This window comes from Paenibacillus tyrphae, from assembly GCF_024158745.1.
Taxonomy (GTDB): domain Bacteria; phylum Bacillota; class Bacilli; order Paenibacillales; family NBRC-103111; genus Paenibacillus_G; species Paenibacillus_G tyrfis_A.
Genome location: NZ_JAMZAW010000005.1, coordinates 287,642 through 308,907, shown reverse-complemented (window position 1 = coordinate 308,907; position 21,266 = coordinate 287,642). Strand labels below are relative to the sequence as shown.

At 52.3% G+C, this 21,266-nt stretch carries 18 protein-coding genes, 1 pseudogene and 1 riboswitch; of the genes and pseudogenes, 5 read left to right on the top strand and 14 right to left on the bottom strand.

All coding sequences use genetic code 11. The features are described from left to right. The first annotated feature begins 202 nt into the window (after positions 1 to 202). Entirely contained in the window at positions 203 to 1,180 is a 978-nt protein-coding gene (locus NI000_RS10175) for a cation diffusion facilitator family transporter (RefSeq protein WP_253410091.1), read from the top strand. Between the two features lie 86 nt (positions 1,181 to 1,266). Here NI000_RS10175 and NI000_RS10170 read toward each other — a convergent pair whose 3' ends face one another. Together NI000_RS10170 and NI000_RS10165 are read right to left on the bottom strand one after the other, a co-directional pair. Continuing rightward, entirely contained in the window at positions 1,267 to 2,400 is a 1,134-nt protein-coding gene (locus NI000_RS10170; protein WP_253410090.1) for a glycoside hydrolase family 88 protein, read from the bottom strand. Positions 2,401 to 2,451: 51 nt separating this feature from the next. Continuing rightward, positions 2,452 to 3,516 carry a LacI family DNA-binding transcriptional regulator gene (locus NI000_RS10165; protein WP_253410089.1) on the bottom strand — a complete coding sequence of 355 codons (1,065 nt, stop codon included), beginning with the start codon at positions 3,514 to 3,516 and terminating at the stop codon, positions 2,452 to 2,454. A 247-nt stretch (positions 3,517 to 3,763) separates the two neighbouring features. Between NI000_RS10165 and NI000_RS10160 the strand changes: the two genes are divergently transcribed. Beyond that, the gene (locus NI000_RS10160) at positions 3,764 to 4,165 is read left to right on the top strand and encodes a LytTR family transcriptional regulator DNA-binding domain-containing protein (protein WP_253410088.1); all 402 of its coding nucleotides are present in this window, start codon (positions 3,764 to 3,766) and stop codon (positions 4,163 to 4,165) included. Between the two features lie 4 nt (positions 4,166 to 4,169). Here the strand turns inward: NI000_RS10160 and NI000_RS10155 are convergent, their stop codons facing one another. The 5 genes from NI000_RS10155 to NI000_RS10140 form a co-directional block, all read right to left on the bottom strand. Next, positions 4,170 to 4,511: a LytTR family transcriptional regulator DNA-binding domain-containing protein gene (locus tag NI000_RS10155; RefSeq protein ID WP_253410087.1), complete on the bottom strand. Its 342-nt coding sequence runs from the start codon at positions 4,509 to 4,511 to the stop codon at positions 4,170 to 4,172. A 154-nt stretch (positions 4,512 to 4,665) separates the two neighbouring features. Next, positions 4,666 to 5,187 carry an accessory gene regulator ArgB-like protein gene (locus tag NI000_RS37085; protein ID WP_369077324.1) on the bottom strand — a complete coding sequence of 174 codons (522 nt, stop codon included), beginning with the start codon at positions 5,185 to 5,187 and terminating at the stop codon, positions 4,666 to 4,668. Between the two features lie 836 nt (positions 5,188 to 6,023). Further along, the gene (gene sdhB, locus NI000_RS10150; protein WP_054972867.1) at positions 6,024 to 6,791 is read right to left on the bottom strand and encodes a succinate dehydrogenase iron-sulfur subunit; all 768 of its coding nucleotides are present in this window, start codon (positions 6,789 to 6,791) and stop codon (positions 6,024 to 6,026) included. A 2-nt stretch (positions 6,792 to 6,793) separates the two neighbouring features. Continuing rightward, a complete protein-coding gene (gene sdhA, locus NI000_RS10145; RefSeq protein WP_253410086.1) occupies positions 6,794 to 8,554 on the bottom strand; it encodes a succinate dehydrogenase flavoprotein subunit in 1,761 nt (586 codons plus the stop codon). A gap of 15 nt (positions 8,555 to 8,569) precedes the next feature. Beyond that, positions 8,570 to 9,226, bottom strand: a complete 657-nt coding sequence (locus NI000_RS10140) for a succinate dehydrogenase cytochrome b558 subunit (protein ID WP_054972865.1) — start codon at positions 9,224 to 9,226, stop codon at positions 8,570 to 8,572. Between the two features lie 262 nt (positions 9,227 to 9,488). Between NI000_RS10140 and NI000_RS10135 the strand changes: the two genes are divergently transcribed. Next, complete coding sequence (locus tag NI000_RS10135) at positions 9,489 to 10,397, top strand: LysR family transcriptional regulator (RefSeq protein ID WP_253410085.1); 909 nt, start codon at positions 9,489 to 9,491, stop codon at positions 10,395 to 10,397. Between the two features lie 17 nt (positions 10,398 to 10,414). On the opposite strand, the gene NI000_RS10130 is transcribed toward NI000_RS10135, so the two are convergent. From NI000_RS10130 to NI000_RS10120, 3 genes are read right to left on the bottom strand one after another with little or no spacing between them, the layout of a single operon-like run. Beyond that, entirely contained in the window at positions 10,415 to 11,650 is a 1,236-nt protein-coding gene (locus NI000_RS10130) for a cation:proton antiporter (protein ID WP_253410084.1), read from the bottom strand. 54 nt (positions 11,651 to 11,704) lie between these two features. Next, entirely contained in the window at positions 11,705 to 12,367 is a 663-nt protein-coding gene (locus NI000_RS10125) for a potassium channel family protein (RefSeq protein WP_253410083.1), read from the bottom strand. A 13-nt stretch (positions 12,368 to 12,380) separates the two neighbouring features. Then, a complete protein-coding gene (locus NI000_RS10120; RefSeq protein ID WP_253410203.1) occupies positions 12,381 to 13,733 on the bottom strand; it encodes a TrkH family potassium uptake protein in 1,353 nt (450 codons plus the stop codon). A 67-nt stretch (positions 13,734 to 13,800) separates the two neighbouring features. Next, positions 13,801 to 13,948, bottom strand: a riboswitch (cyclic di-AMP (ydaO/yuaA leader). A gap of 233 nt (positions 13,949 to 14,181) precedes the next feature. Here NI000_RS10120 and NI000_RS36925 point away from each other — a divergent pair. Next, positions 14,182 to 15,648, top strand: a pseudogene (locus NI000_RS36925) (CPBP family intramembrane glutamic endopeptidase); the annotation flags it as partial. 130 nt (positions 15,649 to 15,778) lie between these two features. Here the strand turns inward: NI000_RS36925 and uvrC are convergent. Next, positions 15,779 to 17,734, bottom strand: coding sequence for an excinuclease ABC subunit UvrC (uvrC, locus tag NI000_RS10110; protein WP_375540961.1), 1,956 nt, complete (start codon positions 17,732 to 17,734; stop codon positions 15,779 to 15,781). Positions 17,735 to 17,929: 195 nt separating this feature from the next. Continuing rightward, positions 17,930 to 18,247, bottom strand: coding sequence for a thioredoxin (trxA, locus tag NI000_RS10105; RefSeq protein WP_253410081.1), 318 nt, complete (start codon positions 18,245 to 18,247; stop codon positions 17,930 to 17,932). Positions 18,248 to 18,464: 217 nt separating this feature from the next. Here trxA and NI000_RS10100 point away from each other — a divergent pair, with 217 nt between their 5' ends. After that, complete coding sequence (locus tag NI000_RS10100; RefSeq protein ID WP_010493655.1) at positions 18,465 to 18,614, top strand: hypothetical protein; 150 nt, start codon at positions 18,465 to 18,467, stop codon at positions 18,612 to 18,614. A 107-nt stretch (positions 18,615 to 18,721) separates the two neighbouring features. On the opposite strand, the gene dnaI is transcribed toward NI000_RS10100, so the two are convergent. Beyond that, positions 18,722 to 19,678 carry a primosomal protein DnaI gene (gene dnaI / locus NI000_RS10095; protein ID WP_253410079.1) on the bottom strand — a complete coding sequence of 319 codons (957 nt, stop codon included), beginning with the start codon at positions 19,676 to 19,678 and terminating at the stop codon, positions 18,722 to 18,724. Positions 19,679 to 19,766: 88 nt separating this feature from the next. After that, entirely contained in the window at positions 19,767 to 21,266 is a 1,500-nt protein-coding gene (locus NI000_RS10090; protein WP_253410199.1) for a helicase DnaB, read from the bottom strand.

Below are 21,266 nucleotides of genomic sequence, written 5' to 3'. Positions count from 1 at the left end.
TTGTAATCGCTGCCATTTTGCGAAAACGATAATCGCTTTCACTCGATTGAGAAAAGTTATCAAAAAAGTGATAAAACTTCTCAAAAACGAAGAATAAGCCCATAAAACCGATGATAAACACTATCAATTAAAGTATTTGCCAAAATTCAGAACTTGACGTATAATCCGTTACATACAGCAGCTCGAAAGGACGGTGTTATCCATGCAAGATGATCATTACGATTTCCATCATCTTCATCATGTCAAAGAACAAAGCCGGTCCAAGAAGACGCTCTGGGTTACGCTCATTTTGACCGCCTTCTTTACGATCGTCGAAATTATCGGAGGCTTGATGTCGAACTCGCTGGCTCTGCTCTCCGATTCGGCTCATATGATCTCCGACGTTATCGCTCTGGGCCTCAGCATGATTGCCATCTATTTGGCTACCCGGCCGCCGAATGCACGATTTACGTTCGGCTATCTGCGCTTCGAAATCATCGCCTCCTTCCTGAATGGGCTGGCGCTGGCCATTATCGCCGCAGGCATCTTCATCGAAGGCATCCGCAGGTTCATTACGCCGGAAGAAATCGACTTGAAGCTGATGCTGATCATCGCGTCCATCGGCCTCATCGTCAATCTGGTGCTCACTATTGTGCTCAGCCGCAGCATGAAGGAAGAAGAAAACCTGAACGTCCAAAGCGCCCTGTGGCACTTTATCGGTGATTTGCTCAGCTCGATCGGGGTTATTGTCTCGGCCATCATCATTTATTTTACCGGCTTGAAATGGTTCGATCCGCTTATCAGTATGGTCATCGGCGGCATTATTTTTACCGGTGGCGCTAAAATCATCAAAGAATCGTACCTGATTCTTATGGAATCGGTGCCCAGCCGCTACGACTTGGACGAGATCCGCCAGTCAATCCGGGATGTTGAAGGCGTCGAAGATGTGCACGAAATGCATCTGTGGGCCGTATCGACCGACCATTACTCGCTGACGGCCCACGTGTTTATCGACGACAAAATTCAACCGTTCTGCATCATTCTCGCCATCAATGAGACGCTCAAGCAAAAATACGGCATCGAGCATTCGACCATCCAAACGGAACATGTCAACATTCATCCGCATGGCGAGTACGGCAAGCAATTTTTGCGTCATAAGCAAGCGGAGAAGGGTCCATTCATGAAGCCATTGCAAAATTGATACGACGAGCCTCCCGCTTTCACGCCAAAAAACTCCCTTACGTCATCCTATGCGGATCGAATCGTAAGGGAGTTTTCCAATTCATTCTAGCTTCTTTCGTACCAATAGCCCGTGATGCCTTTTTCCAACCGAACAAGCGCTTCGAGGTAGTAATAATCGCCCCAAATCATATAATCGTCCGGCGCCGACCCGCCGCGCACGCTGTACGAGCCGTGCTCCAGCAGCCCTTCCGCATCCGGCTGTCCGATGGTGGAATAATTCTCGACCAGCGATTTCATCGAACGGTGCAGCCCGTCCTCCAGGAAGACCCGGTCGGCATCCTTAGCATCCAAATGAGACAGAAGCTCAACAAGCCCGGCCGATGCGATCGCGGATGCGGAGCTGTCGCGTTTCGTCTCCGGGGTAACCGGCGCGTCGAAATCCCAGTACACCACATCGTCTTCCGGCAGCCGCTCCAGGAAATAACGCGCCATGCGGCGGGACGTTTCCAGATACAGCGGATTTTTCGTATAGCGGTAGGACAAAGCGAACCCGTAGATGCCCCAAGCCTGTCCCCGGGTCCATGTAGAAGCATCGCGGTAGCCTTGATGCGTCCCCCCACGAATCGACTCGCCCGTTTCTTGATCGAAGTAGAACGTATGGTAAGACGAATCGTCCCCGCGGACCAAGAAACGCCGCGATTTGTCAGCATGCGTAACCGCTACGTCCAAGTACTCCTTGTTGCCCGTCTGCTCATAAGCCCAGTACAGCAAAGGCAGGTTCATCATGCAGTCGATGATGATGCGTCCGCCGTTCTCCGGATCGCCTTCCGGCCCCCAAGCTTGGATGTAACGGCCTTTCGAACGCCAACGCCGCATCATCACATCGGCCGCTTCCAGCGCCAGTTGCTTGGCAGCCGGGTCCCGCTCGATAATCCACTGCGCCTTGGCAGAAAGCGAGTACAAGAACCCGATATCGTGATGGTCCAGCACCCGATGGGCTTCGAGCCGCTTCTTGAAGCTCTCGACCGTCTGCACGGCCGCTTCGCGGAACGCCTCGTCCTTGGTATGCTCATAGCAAAGCCACAGCATCCCGGACCAGAAGCCTTCCGTCCAATCGCAATTATCGTTTAAGATATATTTTCCGTTCTCGCTGACATGGGGAAACAGGCCGCCGAATTTGCCGATATTAGCTTTTGTTTTTTGAACCGCGTCTTCAATCGCCTTTTGCCATAAACTCATGAGGATCAAGCTCCTTTTTGTCTTGTTGTCGTCTATGTAGGGCCCCGCCTGTCAGACGGACTGGGTGGACATGCGCGGAACAAGCTGCATCGGAACGCGAACCTCGTGCGCATCGGTAATCTCGACGCGATCGGCATTTCCGTCGATCCGCACCACCGTATCGCTTTCCCCGAGCTGCTCCAGCATCAAGCGGATGGCCAGTCGGGCCTGCTTGTCGTAAGGAATGTTCATCGTCGTCATCGACGGATAGCAGACGGAAGTGAACGGATCGTTATTGACCCCGACAACCAGCACGTCCTGCGGAACCTTGTAGCCATGACGCAGCACGGCAAACATGAACGCCAACGCCACATTGTCGTCGAATCCCATCACCCCGATCGGCCGCACCCCATCCGAAAAAGCGATAACCTGTTCCACCGCTTCATCCATCGTAAGCCCGTCATCCAGCTCCACGATCGTGGACGGAATTGATTCCGGAAGCCGGTCCAGCCCGTTGCGGAAACCGATCCGGCGCTGCCGGTCCGTTCCGAGCGATTTTGCTTTCGCCAAGTAAACCATCTTCCGGCTGCCCTGCTCGTATAAATGCCTCACGATCGTATCGCAGCCTTCCAGAAAATCGAGATTGACCGCGCCGGCCGCGATGTCGCTCGGCCACCCCCAAGCGTTAAACAGGACCAACGGGGTGCCATCTGATACGATCTGTCTGGTGGCTTCCTGAGACATTGCCAACCCGTGGCAAAACAACCCGTCTACCCTGCGCTGCAGCAGTACGTCCAAGTGACGCTTCTCGATCTCCGGATCGAAGCCTGCCGCCGAAAATACCGACAGATGGTACCCATACTGGTGAGCGGTACGCTGCATCTCTTCGGCGAAACGCCCATAATACCCGCCAAAGCTCGGTACGAGCATCCCCAGCTCGTAGGACTTTTTGCTGCTGAGGCTAGCAGCCATCACATTGCGGCGGTAACCGAGAAGCTCTGCCGCCGCTTCCACCTTCCGAATCGTTTCGGCCGACATCGGCACATTCCGTCGGTTCAGCACATTCGACACCGTGGCAATCGATACGCCGGCAGCCTCTGCCAGATCTACGATCGTGATTTGGCGTTTTTTGCTCATAACCGGCACTCCAATTCTTCAACATAATTTAAACGTTTAAATTAATTCTATTTTACCTTCTAACCTACCGATTCGTCAACGGAATTTTATAGATAGGCTTGGCTTATTTTGTCAATAGAGGATTTAAATTTTAAACCAATGTAAAAAAATTACTAAATCTATGTTATCCTTTTTAGTAAACAATTCCATGGTTAACCATTATTTAGTATATATTTTTTGTTAAAAAGTACACAAAAGGAGAGCCTCCATGAAATCGCCCATGTCGGTTATTCAAACTTTGCCAACGGGAGAAAGCAGACTCGCCGTTATCGATCTCCACAACGATGTTCTTTATACCGAAAAGGATAAGTCCGGAAGGCTTATTTTCCATACTTTGCACGGAGAATACCGGGCTATCGCAGATTTGGACGATCTGGAAAATCATATTGAAGATTTCTGGCAGCTCGATGGCTCCAATGTCGTGAACATGTCGAAGGTCAAAGGGGTGGGACACCATTTGAAGGCCTACTTTGACGATTTCCCGACAGAGCGAAGCAAGTTCGCTTCCATCAGCTGGATGTTCATGCATCTGCTGCAGGACATCGTTCATCAGCGCATCCACCATAACCGGTGTCAATCGATCCCCGGAGCGCTGCCGAAAAAAGACTAGCCTTTCAAGGTTGGTCTTTTTTCTTTTCCAAATGCTTTAATACTTTTTTCATGTTGGGCTCTGAAACGGGAGCGTACTTCGTATTATCCGTCGTTTCCTCCTCAAAAAAAACCGCCTTACGTACGGCATGGTAACCTTCGATCCGGTCCATTCTTACGCTATAAGATCGATCCACCTTATCGAACGACAAATCTTGATACGCTTTGCTCAGCTGGTCGAGGGTCGTCGGAACGATATATCGTTCAGTGCGGGTATGTACGCTGATGACATTATTATGAGTGGTGAAAAAAACGATCTCATCGTCGTCAAGTTCGTAACCCGAACCGTCCTCCCGAAGCACTCGCATTGTAAATCCAACTCCAAACTAAACCTTATTTTTGTCCATCAATTCTTTCGGGGCTTTGGGACTGAAGACCATTGGTTTTAAAGTAACGATAAAAACCGAAGCACATACGGCTAAAATAGCTGAAACTAGTTGCGCAATATGCTTTTTCAAAAAATTACCCCTTCCTTTTTAATGGAATGATGGTCAAACACTGGACAAAAAATGTAATAGCTAGTAACGAAGACATATATATAAAATTGATACTTACGATGCCTACAGCTAAACATTTATATATAGGACGATAAACGGCCTTCAATTTAGTTTCTTGATCGATATTTGGAGCAAAAAAAAGCAGTAAAATAATACTTGTAACATTAGCAAACGTCACAATTGAAACAGTCAATTCCGGAAGATGGGGTAACGATGTACATATGAAAACAGAAACAAGTATACAACCTATGCTAGACTTAAAATGGACTCCGCCCGAAAAAAATCTTAACCAAGCGAACGATAATAAAACAAGAGACGTTTCATAAAACTTTCCAAATATGTAACCGACAAATAAAGTAATCAACACAATCGACAACGTATTAAATAAAATACTTAATGCATATTCCATAATTTCAACAGTTGTCGTCTTCTCCGGATTCGCATTCTTTATCCAAACTGATACTGCACGAGCAGGCCTGTTAATCATCACTGCGATCCTTCTTATACGAAAAATATAATATACAGTACATAATTAGAATCAGCACAAAAAATACATAGACTAATTTCATATTATCATTTGCAAAAAAATTATAAACAAACGATAAGACAAAAACCGACAATGCGTTCATGCCTATAAACATGATATTAATTTTGCTCATTTTAACCATGACGAATTGTGAATGCGGAACAAAATCAAAGCCTTTCCTTCCTTTTTTAATCCACCATCCCAATAACCAAGCAGAGAAAGCTGTAAGGATTTGAAGAAGATTCGTTCCTACTATATTGTTCGTCAAGGTTCTAATCTCAAATATACCTATTGCCTCTAAGAAAAAATAGCAAGTAGCTTGTATGATCACATACCCCAAATATGTGCTGCATGTCATAATCCCGGCGTAAAATGGATGAACTCTGAATAACAGCCAAACAAACATAAACATCAGAAAAATTTGCACGAGAACATCTATTGATTGAATCTCATATACATTTCGATTCGTAAACGAAATAAACGACGCTACCGCGCTCGCAAATACAATCGAAGCCGGGTACATATCGAACTTGAACAAACGGAACATCAAATAATACATCGCCATTGTTTCCATTATCGAAAAGACCATGAACAATATAAAATCGACCAATGCAACCGCGCTCCCACAATGGCTATCTTAACATAATTTCCTGATTATACCTTGTATTAATATACTTCCGTTTACAATTTTCGACAAGGACATAAATTGGAAAAGATGATCTAAACTGCCTATTCTCAAACAAAAAAAATTCTCCCCTGCGATCGCACAGCAAGGGAGAATTTTATTATTAATATGATTACACGCTAAGCCATTTCTTGAACAAGTGCTTCGTCGTATCGAGATTCATCGCCGCGATCGACGTGGTGAGCGGAATGCCTTTCGGACAGGAACGCACGCAGTTCTGCGAGTTGCCGCAGCCTTCGATGCCGCCGTCTTCCATCAAAGCTTCCAGACGCTCGTGAGCGTTCATCTCGCCTGTCGGATGCGCGTTGAACAAACGTACTTGCGAGACGGCTGCCGGGCCGATAAACGTCGTTTTGTCGTTCACGTTCGGGCAGGACTCGAGACACACGCCGCAGGTCATGCATTTGGACAGCTCATAGGCCCATTGACGCTTGGACTCGGCCATCCGCGGTCCCGGACCGAGGTCGTACGTACCGTCGATCGGAATCCATGCTTTAACCTTCTTCAGAGCGGCGAACATGCGCTCACGATTGATCACCAGGTCGCGAACGACCGGGAATGTCGACATCGGCGCGATGCGAATCGGCTGCTCCAGCTTGTCGACGAGCGCGGAGCAAGCTTGCCGCGGCTTGCCGTTAATGACCATCGAGCAAGCGCCGCACACTTCTTCCAGACAGTTCGATTCCCAGCAGACCGGTGTCGTTTTATTGCCGCTCGCGTTCATCGGGTTCCGCTGAATCTCCATCAAAGCGCTGATCACGTTCATATTCGGTCGGTAAGGAACCTCGAACTCTTCCGTGTACGGTTTGCTTTCCGCAGAATCCTGACGCGTTACGATGAACTTGACCTTTTTATTCGCTGCTGCAGTTGCTTCGGCCATGATTAATGACCTCCCTTCTTCTTGTCGGTCGTGTAGTCACGTTTTCTCGGTTCGATCAGCGATACGTCAACGTCTTCCCAATCGATTTGCGGACCGTCCGGCGTCCATTTCGCCTTCGTCGTTTTCAGGAACTGCTCGTCGTTACGATCCGGGAACTCCGGCTTATAGTGCGCGCCGCGGCTTTCGTCGCGAAGCAGAGCGCCGAGCGTCATCGCGTGGGACAGCTCAAGCATGTTCCACAGCTGGCGGGTGAATGCCACACCCGGGTTGTTGAAACGGGCCGAGTCGTTGATGTTGATGTTTTTGTAGCGTTGCTTCAGCTCGTTGATTTTGTCGAGCGTTTGTTGGAGCTGCTTGTTGTAACGCACGACGGTCATGTTGTTCGTCATCCACTCGCCCAGCTCTTTGTGCAGCACGTAAGCATTCTCGGAGCCGTTCATGTTCAAGATGCTTTCGTATTTGTCCGTTTGCTGCTTTTGGTAGCGGTCGTACACCGTTGACGAAACGTCTTCGGCAAGCTTATCCAAGCCTTTGATATATTCGATGGCTTTCGGACCGGTGATCATACCGCCGTAGATCGCGGAAAGCAGCGAGTTCGCACCCAGACGGTTGGCGCCATGGTACTGGTACTCGCACTCGCCACAGGCGAACAGTCCCGGAATATTCGTCATTTGGTTATAGTCAACCCACATGCCGCCCATCGAGTAGTGCACGGCAGGGAAAATCTTCATCGGAATTTTGCGCGGATCGTCGCCCATGAATTTCTCATAGATCTCGATGATCCCCCCGAGCTTGACGTCAAGCTCCTTCGGATCTTTATGCGACAGGTCGAGATACACCATGTTCTCGCCGTTCACACCGAGCTTCAAATCGACGCAGACAGAGAAAATTTCCCGTGTCGCGATATCGCGCGGTACCAGGTTTCCGTAAGCCGGATATTTTTCTTCAAGGAAGTACCACGGCTTGCCGTCTTTATATGTCCATACGCGTCCGCCTTCGCCCCGCGCAGATTCGGACATGAGACGAAGCTTGTCGTCGCCAGGAATCGCTGTCGGGTGAATCTGAATGAACTCGCCGTTCGCGTAATAAACGCCTTGTTGATATACCGCACTGGCCGCCGTACCCGTATTGATAACGGAGTTCGTCGTTTTACCGAAGATAATCCCCGGGCCGCCTGTCGCCAAAATAACCGCATCGGCTTTGAAAGTGTTGACTTCCATGCTGCGCAGGTCTTGTCCGGCAATCCCGCGGCATACGCCGTCGTCGTCGAGCACCGCGCCAAGGAACTCCCAATGCTCGTATTTCTTGACCAGACCTGCCGTTTCCCAGCGGCGTACTTGCTCGTCCAGCGCATACAGCAGTTGTTGGCCTGTCGTTGCCCCGGCAAACGCCGTACGGTGATGCTTCGTTCCCCCGAAACGGCGGAAATCGAGCAGGCCTTCCGGCGTACGGTTGAACATAACGCCCATCCGGTCCATCAAGTGGATGATGCCCGGCGCCGCGTCGCACATCGCTTTAACCGGCGGCTGGTTGGCCAGGAAGTCTCCGCCATAAACCGTATCGTCAAAGTGTTCCCATGGGGAGTCGCCTTCCCCTTTCGTATTCACCGCTCCGTTGATGCCGCCCTGCGCGCACACGGAGTGGGAACGTTTAACCGGCACCAAGGAGAACAGGTCGACGTGAACTCCAGCCTCCGCCGCTTTGATGGTGGCCATCAAACCAGCCAAGCCTCCACCGACTACGATGATTTTTGAATTCGCCATGATCGTCCCTCCCCCTTAACCTTTCGCCATTTTCGGCAGTTGACTGAAATCCGGATTCAAAAATGCCGTCAAGGACAAAATAAACATGATGGACATCACCACGAACACGCCCATCCATACATAAGTCGAAACTCGCTGCGCGCGCGGCCCCACGGTAATCCCCCAGCTGACGAGGAAAGACCACATGCCGTTGCTAAAGTGGAACACGGCCGCAACGATGCCAATACAGTACATAATGAAGTAAATGTTGTTGCTCGCAATCTCGTGCATCCGGATGCCTATCGCATCTTGCGCTACCGTTCCGAGCGAGATTTGCAGACGCGTTTGGAAGAAGTGGAAAGCCACGAACAAGAACGTAATGACACCGGTTACGCGCTGCAAGAAAAACATTTGGTTGCGGAAATAGCCGTAGTTGGACACGTTGTTGCGCGCCGTATAAGCCACATACAAGCCGTAGATGGCGTGATAGGCCAGCGGAATCCAAATGCCGACAATTTCCAGCAGCAGCACGAGCGGCAGCTCATGCAGCCAGAACACTTGATCCAAGAAAGCCGCATGTCCGCCGCTGAACGCCTTGTAGTTCGTCAGCAGGTGCTCGATCAGGAAGAAGCCGACCGGAATGACACCAAGCAATGAATGCAGCTTCCGCGAAAAGTAAGAATTTTTAAACATTGAAACTAGTTCCCCCCTCAAATTAAGGCTTGTCACCGCTTCGTCAAAACCATTTACCATTGTACTCCCGCATATCGGGAGCGTCAACAAAAAACGCTATGCCTATTTTCGATGTTTCGACAAGCTTTTATACCGTTTGCGGCAAAAAATGTGAACAAGAAGTGACACATTCCATACTACTCCTGATTCGCTTATAATGGAAGTGCTGATTTTTTATATATGCTTATAACTTATTAACATATGAAAAGGACGGATACCCGCTATGGAGCTTATCGACGTATTTGCCACCGTCGTCGAGCAGCAAAGCTTGAATAAAGCGTCGCAGCTGCTCAACGTCTCCCAGCCCGCGCTGTCGCGTAAAATTATGCGGCTGGAGGAGGAGCTCGGCATTCAGCTCTTCGTCCGCAAAGGCAAGCGGCTGGAGCTGACCCGCGCCGGAGAGGTGTGCTACGAGTTCGCCCTGGAGCAAAAGCGGCTGGAGCGCCGGCTGCACGAGAAGCTGCAGGCGTTCAAAACAAACGTCAAACCCGCCAGCATCGTCATCGGAGCAAGCCTGACGACGCTCCAGTCGACACTGCCCGACCTGATTACGATCTATACCCGTGAATACCCGAATACGGACATCAAGGCCGTTACCGGCAAAACGCACGAGATCGTCCCACTCATCAAAGAAAAACGCGTGGACATCGGTCTCGTCGCCTCCATGATCGAAGACCCGTCCATCGTCTGCGTGCCCTTATTCGACGACCCGCTCTGTCTTGTGCTGCCCGAAGGACATTCGTTCGCCGACAAGGAGGAACTCAATATTCAAGATCTGCACGAGCTGCCGATGATTTTGTTTTCGCGGGGTACATGGTACCGCGTCCTGATGGATGAGATGTTTCACCGTTGCGGAGTCCATCCGGATGTCAAAATGGAGATCGATTCGTTCGAAGCGATTACCCGGCTCGTATCCACCTGCAAAACGGCAACACTCTTGCCCGAATCGTATTTGCGCCGCAATCTTGTCGAAGACAACGAGCTGACCGTGCGCTTCATCCCCGAGCTGGAACAAACGAAAAGAACGACCTCTCTCCTGTTCACCGAGGAAGCCGTTCTTGAACCGTCCATCCGCCGCTTCATCGATCAAGCGGTCCGGCATTACCATACGGCGGACGAATATACGTTATAAGGCGGGGAGACGAAGCGTCAAGTCTCTCCGTCCGTCTTCTCCTCCAATCCGAGCCTGCGGGCGACATACGCCGTCGTTCCGGCCTGGAGCAGGATAGTCAGCAGTACGGCAAGAAACGTGACCGACGCGATAACGTCCCCATACTTCACGCCCATCCCGACAACCATGCCCGATAACGCCGCCGGGATCACTCCCGTTTCACGCACCCAGAACATGAATACAATCTCGTTGCGTTTCCACTCGGCCTTGCGGTCGGGAAGCGCGCAGGCCAGCACCGTCAACGGGCGGGCAATCAGCATAAAGACGACAATGACAGCAAGGCTCGGCCACAAATGGTCGAGGATAACCCGGAAATTCACTTGGCTGCCCAACATAATAAAGATGAGCATCCGCATAACCACCGTCATATTTTCGGTAAAATGGGCCATTTCGTGCAGCTTGTCGTTCAGCTCCAGCTTGAACAACTCGTGATTGCCCCAGATGAGTCCGGCCACGAAGGTCGCCATAAAGCCGCTGACGTGCAGCACGTCGCCGAGCCAATACGCGCCGAGCGCCGTGACGATCAAGGCGATGGTCGCATAATCCCGCAGCCAGCCGAGCTTAAAGTGAGCCGTGACATAGACCAGCACAAGTCCAACGAGCAAGCCGACGACAATGCCGCCCACGGCAGTCTGCACAAACCCGATCACGCCGGCGCCCACCGACAATGCTTGTCCGCCCGTAATGGCCCCGAGCACCGAAAAGGTCAGGATCGAGCCCGTGGCGTCGTTGAAGGCGGATTCGCTTTCGACCGTTTCCCGCACCTTCGGACGAATGCGCACCTGTTTGAACACGGGGATGAGCGTCGCCGGGTCCGTCGATGAGATGATCGCGCCGAGCAGCACCGCGTACATCATCGGGATACCGAGCAGCCAGTGTGCAGCAAAAGCAACGACGGCGCAGGTGATCAGAACCCCGGGCACACTGAGCAGCGATACGGTGATCCATACTTTGCGAAGCCCCGACAACTTGATATTCCGACCGCCATCGAACAGAATAAGCGCCGAGCCGGCCGTCAAAATAAACTGGTTCATAAACGAGCTGCTCGGCTCGTTGACCAGATGCAGCCCTTGGCCAACGACAACGCCCGCGATCAAAAAAAGAGCGACGTCCGGCAGTTTTAGCCAGCTCGCCACTTTTCCAAAAATCATACCGATGAGGAGGATAAATATAATAAGAAAGAGTACGTGTTCGATCATAACACTATTTTCCATTTATGCCTCTTCGCCTCCCGAAAAATCGGCCCTGCTGCGATTGATCGCCCTCTTCTACCGGATAACCTCATTCTCGAACGTCTCGATCTGCTCGTTCGTGCCGATGACAACCATGACATCGCGCTCTTCCACCATGTCTTCGGCCGTCGGAGCGATGATGACGCCGCTCTTCTTATTAATAGCAACGACGCTGCAGCCGTACCGCGCTCTCGGATCGAGATCCTTCAACGAACGGCCGTTCAAGCTGCGCGGCACCGCGAGTTCGGCAATCGTATAGTCTTTGGACAGCTCGATGTAATCGAGCAGATTGGGCGAAACCAGCTGGTGCGCCACCCGGATGCCCATATCCCGCTCGGGATAGATGACACGGTCCACCCCGATCTTTTGCAGCACTTTGCCGTGCAGCTCGGACAGCGCTTTGGCTACCACCATGCCCACACCGCTATCTTTTAACAAAATCGCCGTTAAAATACTCGCTTGAATGTCATCGCCGATGGAGACGACCACGCAATCAAAATTCCGGATGCCGAGCGAGCGGATCACATCCTCGTCGGTAGCGTCCGCCACCACGACGTGCGTCAGCTCGTCGCTCATCTCCTCCACCGCTTCTTCATCCTTGTCGATGCCCAGCACCTCATAACCGAGCTTGATCAGTTCCTTAGCAAGGCTGGAACCGAAGCGGCCGAGGCCGATGACTGCATACTGACTACGTTTCATTCGTTAGCTTCCCCTATCCGATCGTAATTTTTCCTTCCGGGTATCGGTACAACTCTTTTTCCGCTTTCGGTCCAAGCGCATAAGCGAGCGTAAGCGGTCCGAGACGTCCGGCAAACATAGTGAGAGAAATCATGATTTTTCCAAAAAAAGAAAGTTCCGGCGTCACACCCATCGTTAATCCGACCGTGCCGAAGGCGGAAGTCACCTCGAACAACAGTTTCAGGAACGACTGGCTTTCCGTCGTGGTGAGCAGCATCGTGACAAAAATGACCAGAAACAAAGCGATCATCGTGAGCGTAATCGCTTTAAGAATGCGATCCTTGCCAAGCCGGTAATGGAACAGCACGATATCCTCTTTCCCGCGGATCATGGCGATCATCGCACCGATCAGCGTCGTGAACGTCGTTGTCTTAATCCCGCCGCCGGTCGATCCAGGAGACGCCCCGATAAACATCAGGATAATGATAAAAAATTGCGACGCCTGGCGCATGGCCCCGATATCGACCGAGTTCGCCCCGGCCGTCCGCGGCGAAACGGATTGAAAGAACGAAGCCAGAATTTTGCCGGACCAGTTCAGCGAACCCAGCGTCTTCTGATTCGTAAACTCGAAAATAAAGATAACAATGGCCCCAATCACGATCAGAAAGCCGGTGGCTGACAGCACGACCTTGGAATGCAGCGACAATCGCTTATGCTTCTTGTAGTCGACGACGTCGGACATGACGACGAAGCCTATGCCGCCCAATATGATCAAGCTCATCGAAACGATATTCACGATCCAATCGTCCGCGTACGTTGTCAGACTCGTGAACGGAGCGACGACGGAGCCGAATAAGTCGAAGCCGGCGTTGTTAAAAAACGAAATGGCATGGAATATGCCGAAATAAATGCCTTTGGCTATCCCCAAATCGAATGACCAGCGAATGGAGAAAATAACGGCCGCAACGAATTCGATCGTTAGTGAATAGACGATGACGCGCCGGATCAGGCGGACGATCCCTTCCATGCTCCCTTGGTTCATCGCTTCCTGCAAGATGAGCCGTTCCTTTAGCGATATGCGCTTTCGGAGCACGAAAGCAAACAGCGTCGCCATGGTCATAAAGCCGAGGCCCCCGACCTGGATCAAGGAAATAATGACAATTTGTCCAAACATGGAATAATGGCTGCCCGTGTCTACAACAACCAATCCGGTTACGCATGTAGCGGACGTGGCCGTGAATAACGCGTCGATAAACAGCGTAGGTTGTCCGCTTGCCGAGGAGATCGGTAAGGAGAGAAGAGTAGCTCCGAGCAGAATGATAACCGCAAAGCCGATCACTAAAATTTGCGGCGGCGTCAGCTCGATTTTTTTGGCGATGGATTTCATCATACACCTCTGTTAACAGGTTTCAGGCAACAAAAAAGACACTGGAAACCCTAGTGTCGTGTGTACAGGTTCCTGCAAAGAAAGCCTACGAGGTTAGCTGACGGATTCGGGTTTACAGGCACCCTATCCACAATCCCAAAAGAAAGGACTTGCGGAATTCACCCCTAAAATCATGGTTCCCCCGTTTTCGTAAAGAAATTCGGCTCTTTTATTCAATTGATATGAATTGAATTATAATCCCGTTTGCCTGGAAGTACAAAGCTGTTTTTGACGGAAATGGCACGAGAATCAGAACGTTAGGACAGATGTAAGCGCTCTTACGACCATGTCGCTTCGCTTTTCGCGTTTTTCCCCTGACATGCTCGCGATATCGATGGATTTTCCGGGAGCATGTATGCTAATTTAAAAGAATACACTGTTATTATTCCAGATCCGATAAGGAGCTCTTATGCCGAAACGATTTTATTCCGCAACTCCCCTGCCGTTGCTTGCCGTTGTCGGTCTACTGTTGTACTTTGGCGTCATCATCGTCTCTCCTTTTTTTCGGGAAACGGAGCGGGTGGACCAAGCCCCCACGAACGCACCGGAAGTGTCCAAACAGCAAGCGGCTACAGCGGCGGCCGACTTTGTGCGCAGCCGGTTCAAGCTGTCCCCGGAGCCGCAGACGAACGTGCTGTATCAAGCGTACACGGCCATTAGCGGCTATCTGCAAAAAGAACACCTGTACGAAGAATACGCGAAGCGCTACGGCGACCAATATCCGCTGGAGTTTTACGAGGTCGAGATTAACGACAAGCCGAACGGAACAACTTATTATGTCGCCGTAAATTACAAAACGCTGCAAATCTTCGGTTGGGCGCGCAGCAAATCTCCGACTGCGAAAAGCGACGCGGTAAGCTCGTCCGAAACCGATCTCGCCCGATTGGCGGAGCGCGCGATCCGGGACATGGGCTACGCACCGGAGCAGTTTATACGATCTGAGGACAAAGGCAAGGAACGTAACGGAGCTCTCGTTTATGTAAGCAAAACGGAGCAAATTGGCGAGGCGGAGCTGGAGCTGCGGCTCGACGTGTCCGGCGGACAAATAGCGTCATTTAAACCGGCTTTTCCGGTTCCGGACAGCTTTATCTCTTGGCAGCAAGCCCAAGACGAGCGGTCGGCCCTGATGACAAGAATCAGCATGGCGATGTCTCTGTTGATGACGTTTGCCGCGTTGATCGTCATTATCCGCTATCGGAAGGAAATCCGCTTCGGGCGCGGCACGGTGCTGACGATGCTGTTTTTGGGCATCTATCTGACGAACAACTTCAATATGCTGCCAGCCTTCCGCACGATGCACGGAAGCGGCCCCTCGGAACCGGAGGCCGCTATCTATTTGATCATTATGAATATTTTCATTACGCTGATGGCCGTCTCGACTTACCTTTCCTTCCTGGCCGGGCGGCAGCTTTGGCTGAACCGCGGCTGGAATGCGTGGCCGGTATGGCGCGATCCGCAGTTCGGAAGCGAGACGAGAACGGCCATGGTACGCGGCTACTTGATCTGTGTATTCATCCTTGGCGTGCAGCAAGTGCTGCTCTTCATCGCCTCCGAGGCGTTCGACGTATGGGCGGTTAGCGAACCGTCGGACTCCATCTACAACATGCGCGTACCGGGCTTATTCCCACTAATGGCTTGGGCTGCCGCGATATCGGAGGAGGCCGTCTACCGGCTGCTCGGCATTGCGCTTGTGCTCAGAATGACCCGCAGCCGGGTGCTGGCCGTGCTCCTGCCCAGCGTCATCTGGGCCATGAGCCATACGCAGTACCCGATCTATCCGGTGTACACGCGGCTGATCGAGGTGACGGTGCTCGGCCTGATCTTTGGATGGGCGTTTCTGCGGTACGGCTTCCTGACCGCTATGTTCGCCCACGCCGCTATGGACAGCATCCTGATGGGACTATCGCTTATGTATACGGGGGAGCCGCTGCAGATTGCCCTCGGAACGCTGTATCTCCTTATGCCCGCAGCGGTTGGATGGATCATTGCATGGCTCCACAGCCGGTTTAATCGGCGTCCGCCTGCCGTATCTCTTCCTGGAGCTCCCCCGCTTCCGGAGACGAATCCGGATTCCGGCCGTTTAACGCCGATAAAATTTGGCCCGCCAGCTTTTCCCCGATCCCCAGAGGCTTGAAGTCTACGACTTCGGCCTCTTTTATTTTTTTGAGCGAGCCGAAATGCTTCAGCAGCGCCTTGCGCCGCTTCTCGCCAATGCCAGGGATCGCGTCGAGCTGCGAGACAGTCATCGACTTGGCGCGGGTTTCCCGGTGGAACGTGATCGCGAAGCGGTGCACTTCGTCTTGAATGCGCTGGAGCAAATAAAACTCCTGGCTGTCGCGCGGCACCGGGACGACTTCGGCCGGATCGCCGATCAGCAGCTGGGCGGTTTTGTGCTTCGCGTCTTTGACCAGCCCGCAGACGGGAATGTAAAGCCCAAGCTCGTTCTCCAGTACGTCGATCGCTGCGGACATATGACCCCGCCCGCCGTCGATGACGATCAGGTCAGGCATTTGCAGTTCTTCCTTGAGCACCCGCTCGTACCGGCGGCGCACCACTTCCCGCATCGTTTCGTAATCGTCCGGACCTTGTACGGTACGGATTTTGTACTTCCGGTACTCCTTGCGGTCCGGCTTGCCGTTCGTAAATACGACCATCGCGGACACCGGGTCCGATCCTTGAATGTTCGAGTTGTCGAACGCCTCGATTCGGTGCACCATTCCGATGCCAAGCCATTGTCCCAGATTCTCGACCGCTTTGACCGTCCGGTCCGCGTCACGCTCGATCAGACGGAATTTTTCTTCCAGCGATACGCGGGCGTTGTCACATGCCATATCGACCATATTTTTTTTGAGTCCGCGCCGCGGAATATGCACTTTGACCTTGAGCCAGCTTTCCAGCGCTTCCTTCACATCGGCCTTGGACCCCGATCCGGCGGGATCGTCCGCTTCCGTCAGGTCATCGGCCGGCTCCGGATCGGCATCTGTGGAATACGCTGTTCCGGCTTCGGCCACCATACCTATGTGCGTATCCATCGTTGGCGCCTCGACAGCAGCGGCTGCTTCCGAGCCCGGCGCGGGCTGCTGCCCTTCCGTCCATGCCGGGAGGAACACTTCCTTCGGCAGCGCCGGATTCTCGCTGTAATATTGCGTCACGAACGTCAGGAAATCGTCATACGCTTCGCCGTAGTACGGAAAGGACGACGCATGGCGCTCGATCAGCTTGCCTTGGCGCATATAGAGGATCTGTACGCACATCCAGCCCTTGTCCACGGCGAAGCCGAAGACGTCGCGATCCACGGTGTCCGTCGTCGTGATCTTCTGCTTTTCCATGACGGTATCGATATGCTGAATCTGGTCCCGCAGCTCCTTCGCCCGCTCGAAGTTGAGCTCCTCCGCCGCTTCGTGCATTTTGCGGGTCAGCTCCTGCTTGATTTCGTTATGCCCGCCGCCGAGAAAGCGGCTAATTTCGTGCACCATCTTGTCGTACGTCTCCTGCTCGACCTCATACTCACAGGGCGCGATGCACTGTCCGAGATGATAGTAGAGGCATACGCGATCCGGGAGCGTTTTGCATTTGCGGAGCGGATATAGCCGGTCCAGCAGCTTCTTCGTCGCCCCCGCGGCGTACGGGTTCGGATAAGGACCGAAATATTTGGCCTTATCCTTTAGCACCCGGCGCGTCACTTCCAGCCGGGGATGCTTTTCGTTCGTAATTTTGATGTATGGAAACGACTTGTCGTCCTTCAGCAGAACGTTGTATCGCGGATAATATTTTTTGATCAGATTGCACTCCAGAATGAGCGCTTCCATGTTATTGGCCGTCACGATGTACTCGAAATCGACAATATCGTTTACGAGCAGTTGCGTCTTGATCGTATGGCTCCCGGTAAAATAGGACCGCAGCCGGTTGCGCAGCACCTTCGCTTTGCCGACGTAGATGATCGTGCCTTCCCGGTTCTTCATCAGGTAGCAGCCGGGCTGCTCCGGGACGAGCGACAGCTTGTTTTTGATCGCTTCCAGTATTTTTTTCCGGTCCTGGCGATCCGGTTCCCCTGCATATTCAGTCAACGAATACCTCCCCTTTCCCAACGGCAAAAAGCTCTTTTTCCAGCATAGCAGAAAAAGAGCTTTTTCTCACGCGATCCGCAGGCTGCCAAATTATTGATGGCGGTCCAATACGTTTTTCAGCGCATCTTTGGACTGGAAGCCGACGATTTTATCGACCGGCTGGCCGTCTTTGAACACGATCAGCGTCGGAATGCTCATTACGCCGAAACGGGAAGCGGACTCCGGGTTGTCGTCCACGTTCACTTTCGCGATTTTCACGCTTTCGCCGATTTCTTTATCCAGCTCCTCCAACACGGGAGCGATCATTTTGCAAGGTCCACACCAAGGAGCCCAAAAATCTACGAGAACCGTACCGGATCCTTCTACTTCAGTTGAGAAAGATTGGTCAGACACATTAACGATAGCCATGATTCAATTTCTCCTTTTGCGGAAATAATGTCAACATGTAAAGTATACCACATCGAGAGCCTTTTTCAACCGAGCCAAAGTTTGCACAATTGTCACTTTACATCCTTTACAATGGAAGGCGGTTTTGGGTATACTAGCCGTATATGAGTATCGCTAAGCTGCCTAAGCTGTGCCGTCAGGCGGCTTTGCCCGGCACAACCCTAAGGAGGAACCTTGTATGAACGACTCGACAAGAAATCCCGAACTGCACGTGTACGAAGAACAACGGAATGACTTTATCGACGTTGCTACGGGCTTCGGCGTTTTCTTCGCCATCCTGCTCGTGGTCGGCATCATCGCGACAGCGGCTTCGCTTATGATGAAGTAATAATGGCCCTGCCATTGCGAAAAGCCTCTGCTTGATCTCCTTTCCGGAGGGCGGCAGAGGCTTTTTTGTGCGTTTTCGTGCAAAGCTCAAGGAGCACGGCCCTAGGATCAGGATCGTGCTCCCCGTTTGTTATATCCGTTAACCATGACCACGTCGACAAATGGCCGAATCCGGTCCATAATGCGCCGCCCTTTGAACTCTTCGTCCCCGTCCTTGCTGGTGAAGCTGAAGTGCTTCTCCAGCGCGTCCAAATCGTGATTGGACGTAAAAAACGTCGGCTTGCGGTTCATCCGGTAGTTCAGGATCGCTCCCATCACATGATCGCGAAGCCAAGGATTCAAATTCTCCGCCCCGATATCGTCGAAGACGAGCAGGTCCGTCTCCTTCAGCACGTCGATCGTTTCCTTGAGCTTAAGCGGATCCTGGAACATCGTTTTCAAATCCTCGGCAAAATCCGGCATGTACACGATCGCCCCGCTGTAGCCTTCTTTTGCCAGCTCATGGAGCATATAGCACATCAGAAACGTCTTGCCCGTTCCGAAGTTACCAGCTAAGTAGAGGCCCGTTGACTGAAGCCCTTCCTGACGAATCTTTACAATATATTGCATAACCTGTCCGGCCGCTTCTTCCCGGTCCGGATCTTTATCGAAAATTTCGAGCGACGAGTACCCTTGGGACAGCGCCCGCTCGTCCACATAGAAGCTGCGAATGCGGCTGCGGACCGCATCCTGCGTCGCTTTGGCGATAAATTTTTTGCACGCGACTTTCTGGTCATACACACGGGTCCAATCTTCTCCGGGCTCGACGTTCAGCAACGTGTAATGACCTTCCATATCGTTCGGACACCGGTCCAGCCCCGGGCAATTGTTGCAATTGTTATATTCCGTAATATATTGGTGCAGCTTATTCAAATTCAGCTTGATCGTTTGGCTGTCGAGCTCCGGGTGTTTGGCTCTCAGCTTGACGATCAGCGGATCGGATGTAATTTCCCGCACCTTATTTTCCGCCTGCTGCAACAACTGACGGCCCTGGCCGCCCCGCAAAAGTTCCCCAAGCGACTCCATCCGCTGCACCTCCCCATTGATTGCCAGCCGGGCATCGCTGACGCTTCTCTAGTACGATTGCGTCCTCTCCAGTCCTCTCCCAGGACTTCTACAGCTTGCCGTCGAGCTGCTGCGCCATTTTTCGGAGCGCTTCCCGCTCAGCCGAAGACAGCGTTTTGGCTGCCGGCGTATCCTTGACGATCGGAATGACCGGCTTCTGCCTCCCCCGGCCTCCCCGGGCCGGAGTGCTCGCACCGCTTGCGCCTGCACTGCGACGCGCCCGCTGCTGCTCCTGATACTTCATTTGCTCGCGGATATACTGCACCGCTTCTTCGAACGTGCCGACCTGCTTGGCCAGCATGTCCGTGACGCTGAACTCGATGGACGCTCTCGACCAGGAACGCTTATTGACATACATGTAATGAATCAGCACGTTCATGACTTCCTCGCGCAGGCCGTAGTTCAAATCGACTTTGGCCAGCGTATCGAGCAGCCCGTCCGGGATCGAGCCTTGACTGAATATCTTCTCCAGCAAAAACGTATACGGCTCATTGCGCAAGATGTAGTTGTATTGATGCTGGTTGCATTCTCCTTGAAACAGATCGGGCACTTCGAGGTAATATTCCATCTCGACGATTTTGTCTCCCGCCGGTGCTGGGCTATTGCTTGCGCGGTCCGTCTCGCCGGTTTTATCCGCAATCCTCGCCATATACCGCGTCCGCTCTTCGGTCCGCTTTTTATCCTGCCGGAACACTTGGTTCGCCTTGTGCTGAAGCAGCTCGAGCACAATCCGTCCGTCTTCGTCGAACACGCCGTCTTCGTCCAAGAGCCGGCATACGTCGGTCAGGAACAGGTTGTACTTTTTCGCTACAAAATTGATCGTCGCCAGCTGCTCCGGCTCGTATTTGAGCCGCTCCACGAAGTCCCGGTTTACCGACTCCCGCGGGAAATGCATAATGATCTCCGCATATTGGTAACCCTTGTACATGACCTCCGGCTTCGAATCGGCAGGCTTGGCCGCCGCCGATTCGAAGAACGCCTTCTCCAGCTCGTGATCGATCACCTGCGTATTCAGACGGAACAGCTCGTAGAACGGCACGGACAAATTTTCGGTATTGGCGGCCGCCATTTCCTGCGCTTCCGGCAGCACCAGCTCGTCCCGCAGCGCAAACACCGCATATTTGCCGACCTTATCCCGCAGCAGCAGCGTCAAATGCTGATTCCGGAAAAATTCCGTCGGTGGCAACGGCGCAAACAAAGTGTACTCGTACACGTAATCATCCGAAGCGGCCGCAAACCGGCGCGACGTCTTGAGCAGCCCTACCGCTTCCAGCCTCGAAGTCTGCTCGATGAACAGCTTCCGGCCGCTCTCGCTCGCTTCCAGCTCCAGCGCCAGAAACAGCTTGCGCTGCTGCTCCATCGCCGAATGCCCGACTTTGTCCGCAGGCAGCTGCTGGAACAACGTCATGTATACGCTGACGGCGTAAGCGCCGATCATCGGCTGATACACCGCGGCCATCATCTTATAATCCAAGCTGCTTAAAGCGAAATCCCGCATGACATAGAAACGGTGATATTCGGAAAAATGCAGCAAATTCGTTATCCGCAT

Excerpts from the sequence above, each read along its gene's own strand:
- NI000_RS10175 (WP_253410091.1), top strand. The coding sequence starts at position 203 with ATGCAAGATGATCATTACGATTTCCATCATCTTCATCATGTCAAAGAA.
- NI000_RS10170 (WP_253410090.1), bottom strand. The coding sequence starts at position 2,400 with ATGAGTTTATGGCAAAAGGCGATTGAAGACGCGGTTCAAAAAACAAAA.
- NI000_RS10165 (WP_253410089.1), bottom strand. The coding sequence starts at position 3,516 with ATGAGCAAAAAACGCCAAATCACGATCGTAGATCTGGCAGAGGCTGCC.
- NI000_RS10160 (WP_253410088.1), top strand. The coding sequence starts at position 3,764 with ATGAAATCGCCCATGTCGGTTATTCAAACTTTGCCAACGGGAGAAAGC.
- NI000_RS10155 (WP_253410087.1), bottom strand. The coding sequence starts at position 4,511 with ATGCGAGTGCTTCGGGAGGACGGTTCGGGTTACGAACTTGACGACGAT.
- NI000_RS37085 (WP_369077324.1), bottom strand. The coding sequence starts at position 5,187 with ATGATTAACAGGCCTGCTCGTGCAGTATCAGTTTGGATAAAGAATGCG.
- sdhB (WP_054972867.1), bottom strand. The coding sequence starts at position 6,791 with ATGGCCGAAGCAACTGCAGCAGCGAATAAAAAGGTCAAGTTCATCGTA.
- sdhA (WP_253410086.1), bottom strand. The coding sequence starts at position 8,554 with ATGGCGAATTCAAAAATCATCGTAGTCGGTGGAGGCTTGGCTGGTTTG.
- NI000_RS10140 (WP_054972865.1), bottom strand. The coding sequence starts at position 9,226 with ATGTTTAAAAATTCTTACTTTTCGCGGAAGCTGCATTCATTGCTTGGT.
- NI000_RS10135 (WP_253410085.1), top strand. The coding sequence starts at position 9,489 with ATGGAGCTTATCGACGTATTTGCCACCGTCGTCGAGCAGCAAAGCTTG.
- NI000_RS10130 (WP_253410084.1), bottom strand. The coding sequence starts at position 11,650 with ATGGAAAATAGTGTTATGATCGAACACGTACTCTTTCTTATTATATTT.
- NI000_RS10125 (WP_253410083.1), bottom strand. The coding sequence starts at position 12,367 with ATGAAACGTAGTCAGTATGCAGTCATCGGCCTCGGCCGCTTCGGTTCC.
- NI000_RS10120 (WP_253410203.1), bottom strand. The coding sequence starts at position 13,733 with ATGAAATCCATCGCCAAAAAAATCGAGCTGACGCCGCCGCAAATTTTA.
- uvrC (WP_375540961.1), bottom strand. The coding sequence starts at position 17,734 with ATGAAGAACCGGGAAGGCACGATCATCTACGTCGGCAAAGCGAAGGTG.
- trxA (WP_253410081.1), bottom strand. The coding sequence starts at position 18,247 with ATGGCTATCGTTAATGTGTCTGACCAATCTTTCTCAACTGAAGTAGAA.
- NI000_RS10100 (WP_010493655.1), top strand. The coding sequence starts at position 18,465 with ATGAACGACTCGACAAGAAATCCCGAACTGCACGTGTACGAAGAACAA.
- dnaI (WP_253410079.1), bottom strand. The coding sequence starts at position 19,678 with ATGGAGTCGCTTGGGGAACTTTTGCGGGGCGGCCAGGGCCGTCAGTTG.
- NI000_RS10090 (WP_253410199.1), bottom strand. The coding sequence starts at position 21,266 with ATGCGGATAACGAATTTGCTGCATTTTTCCGAATATCACCGTTTCTAT.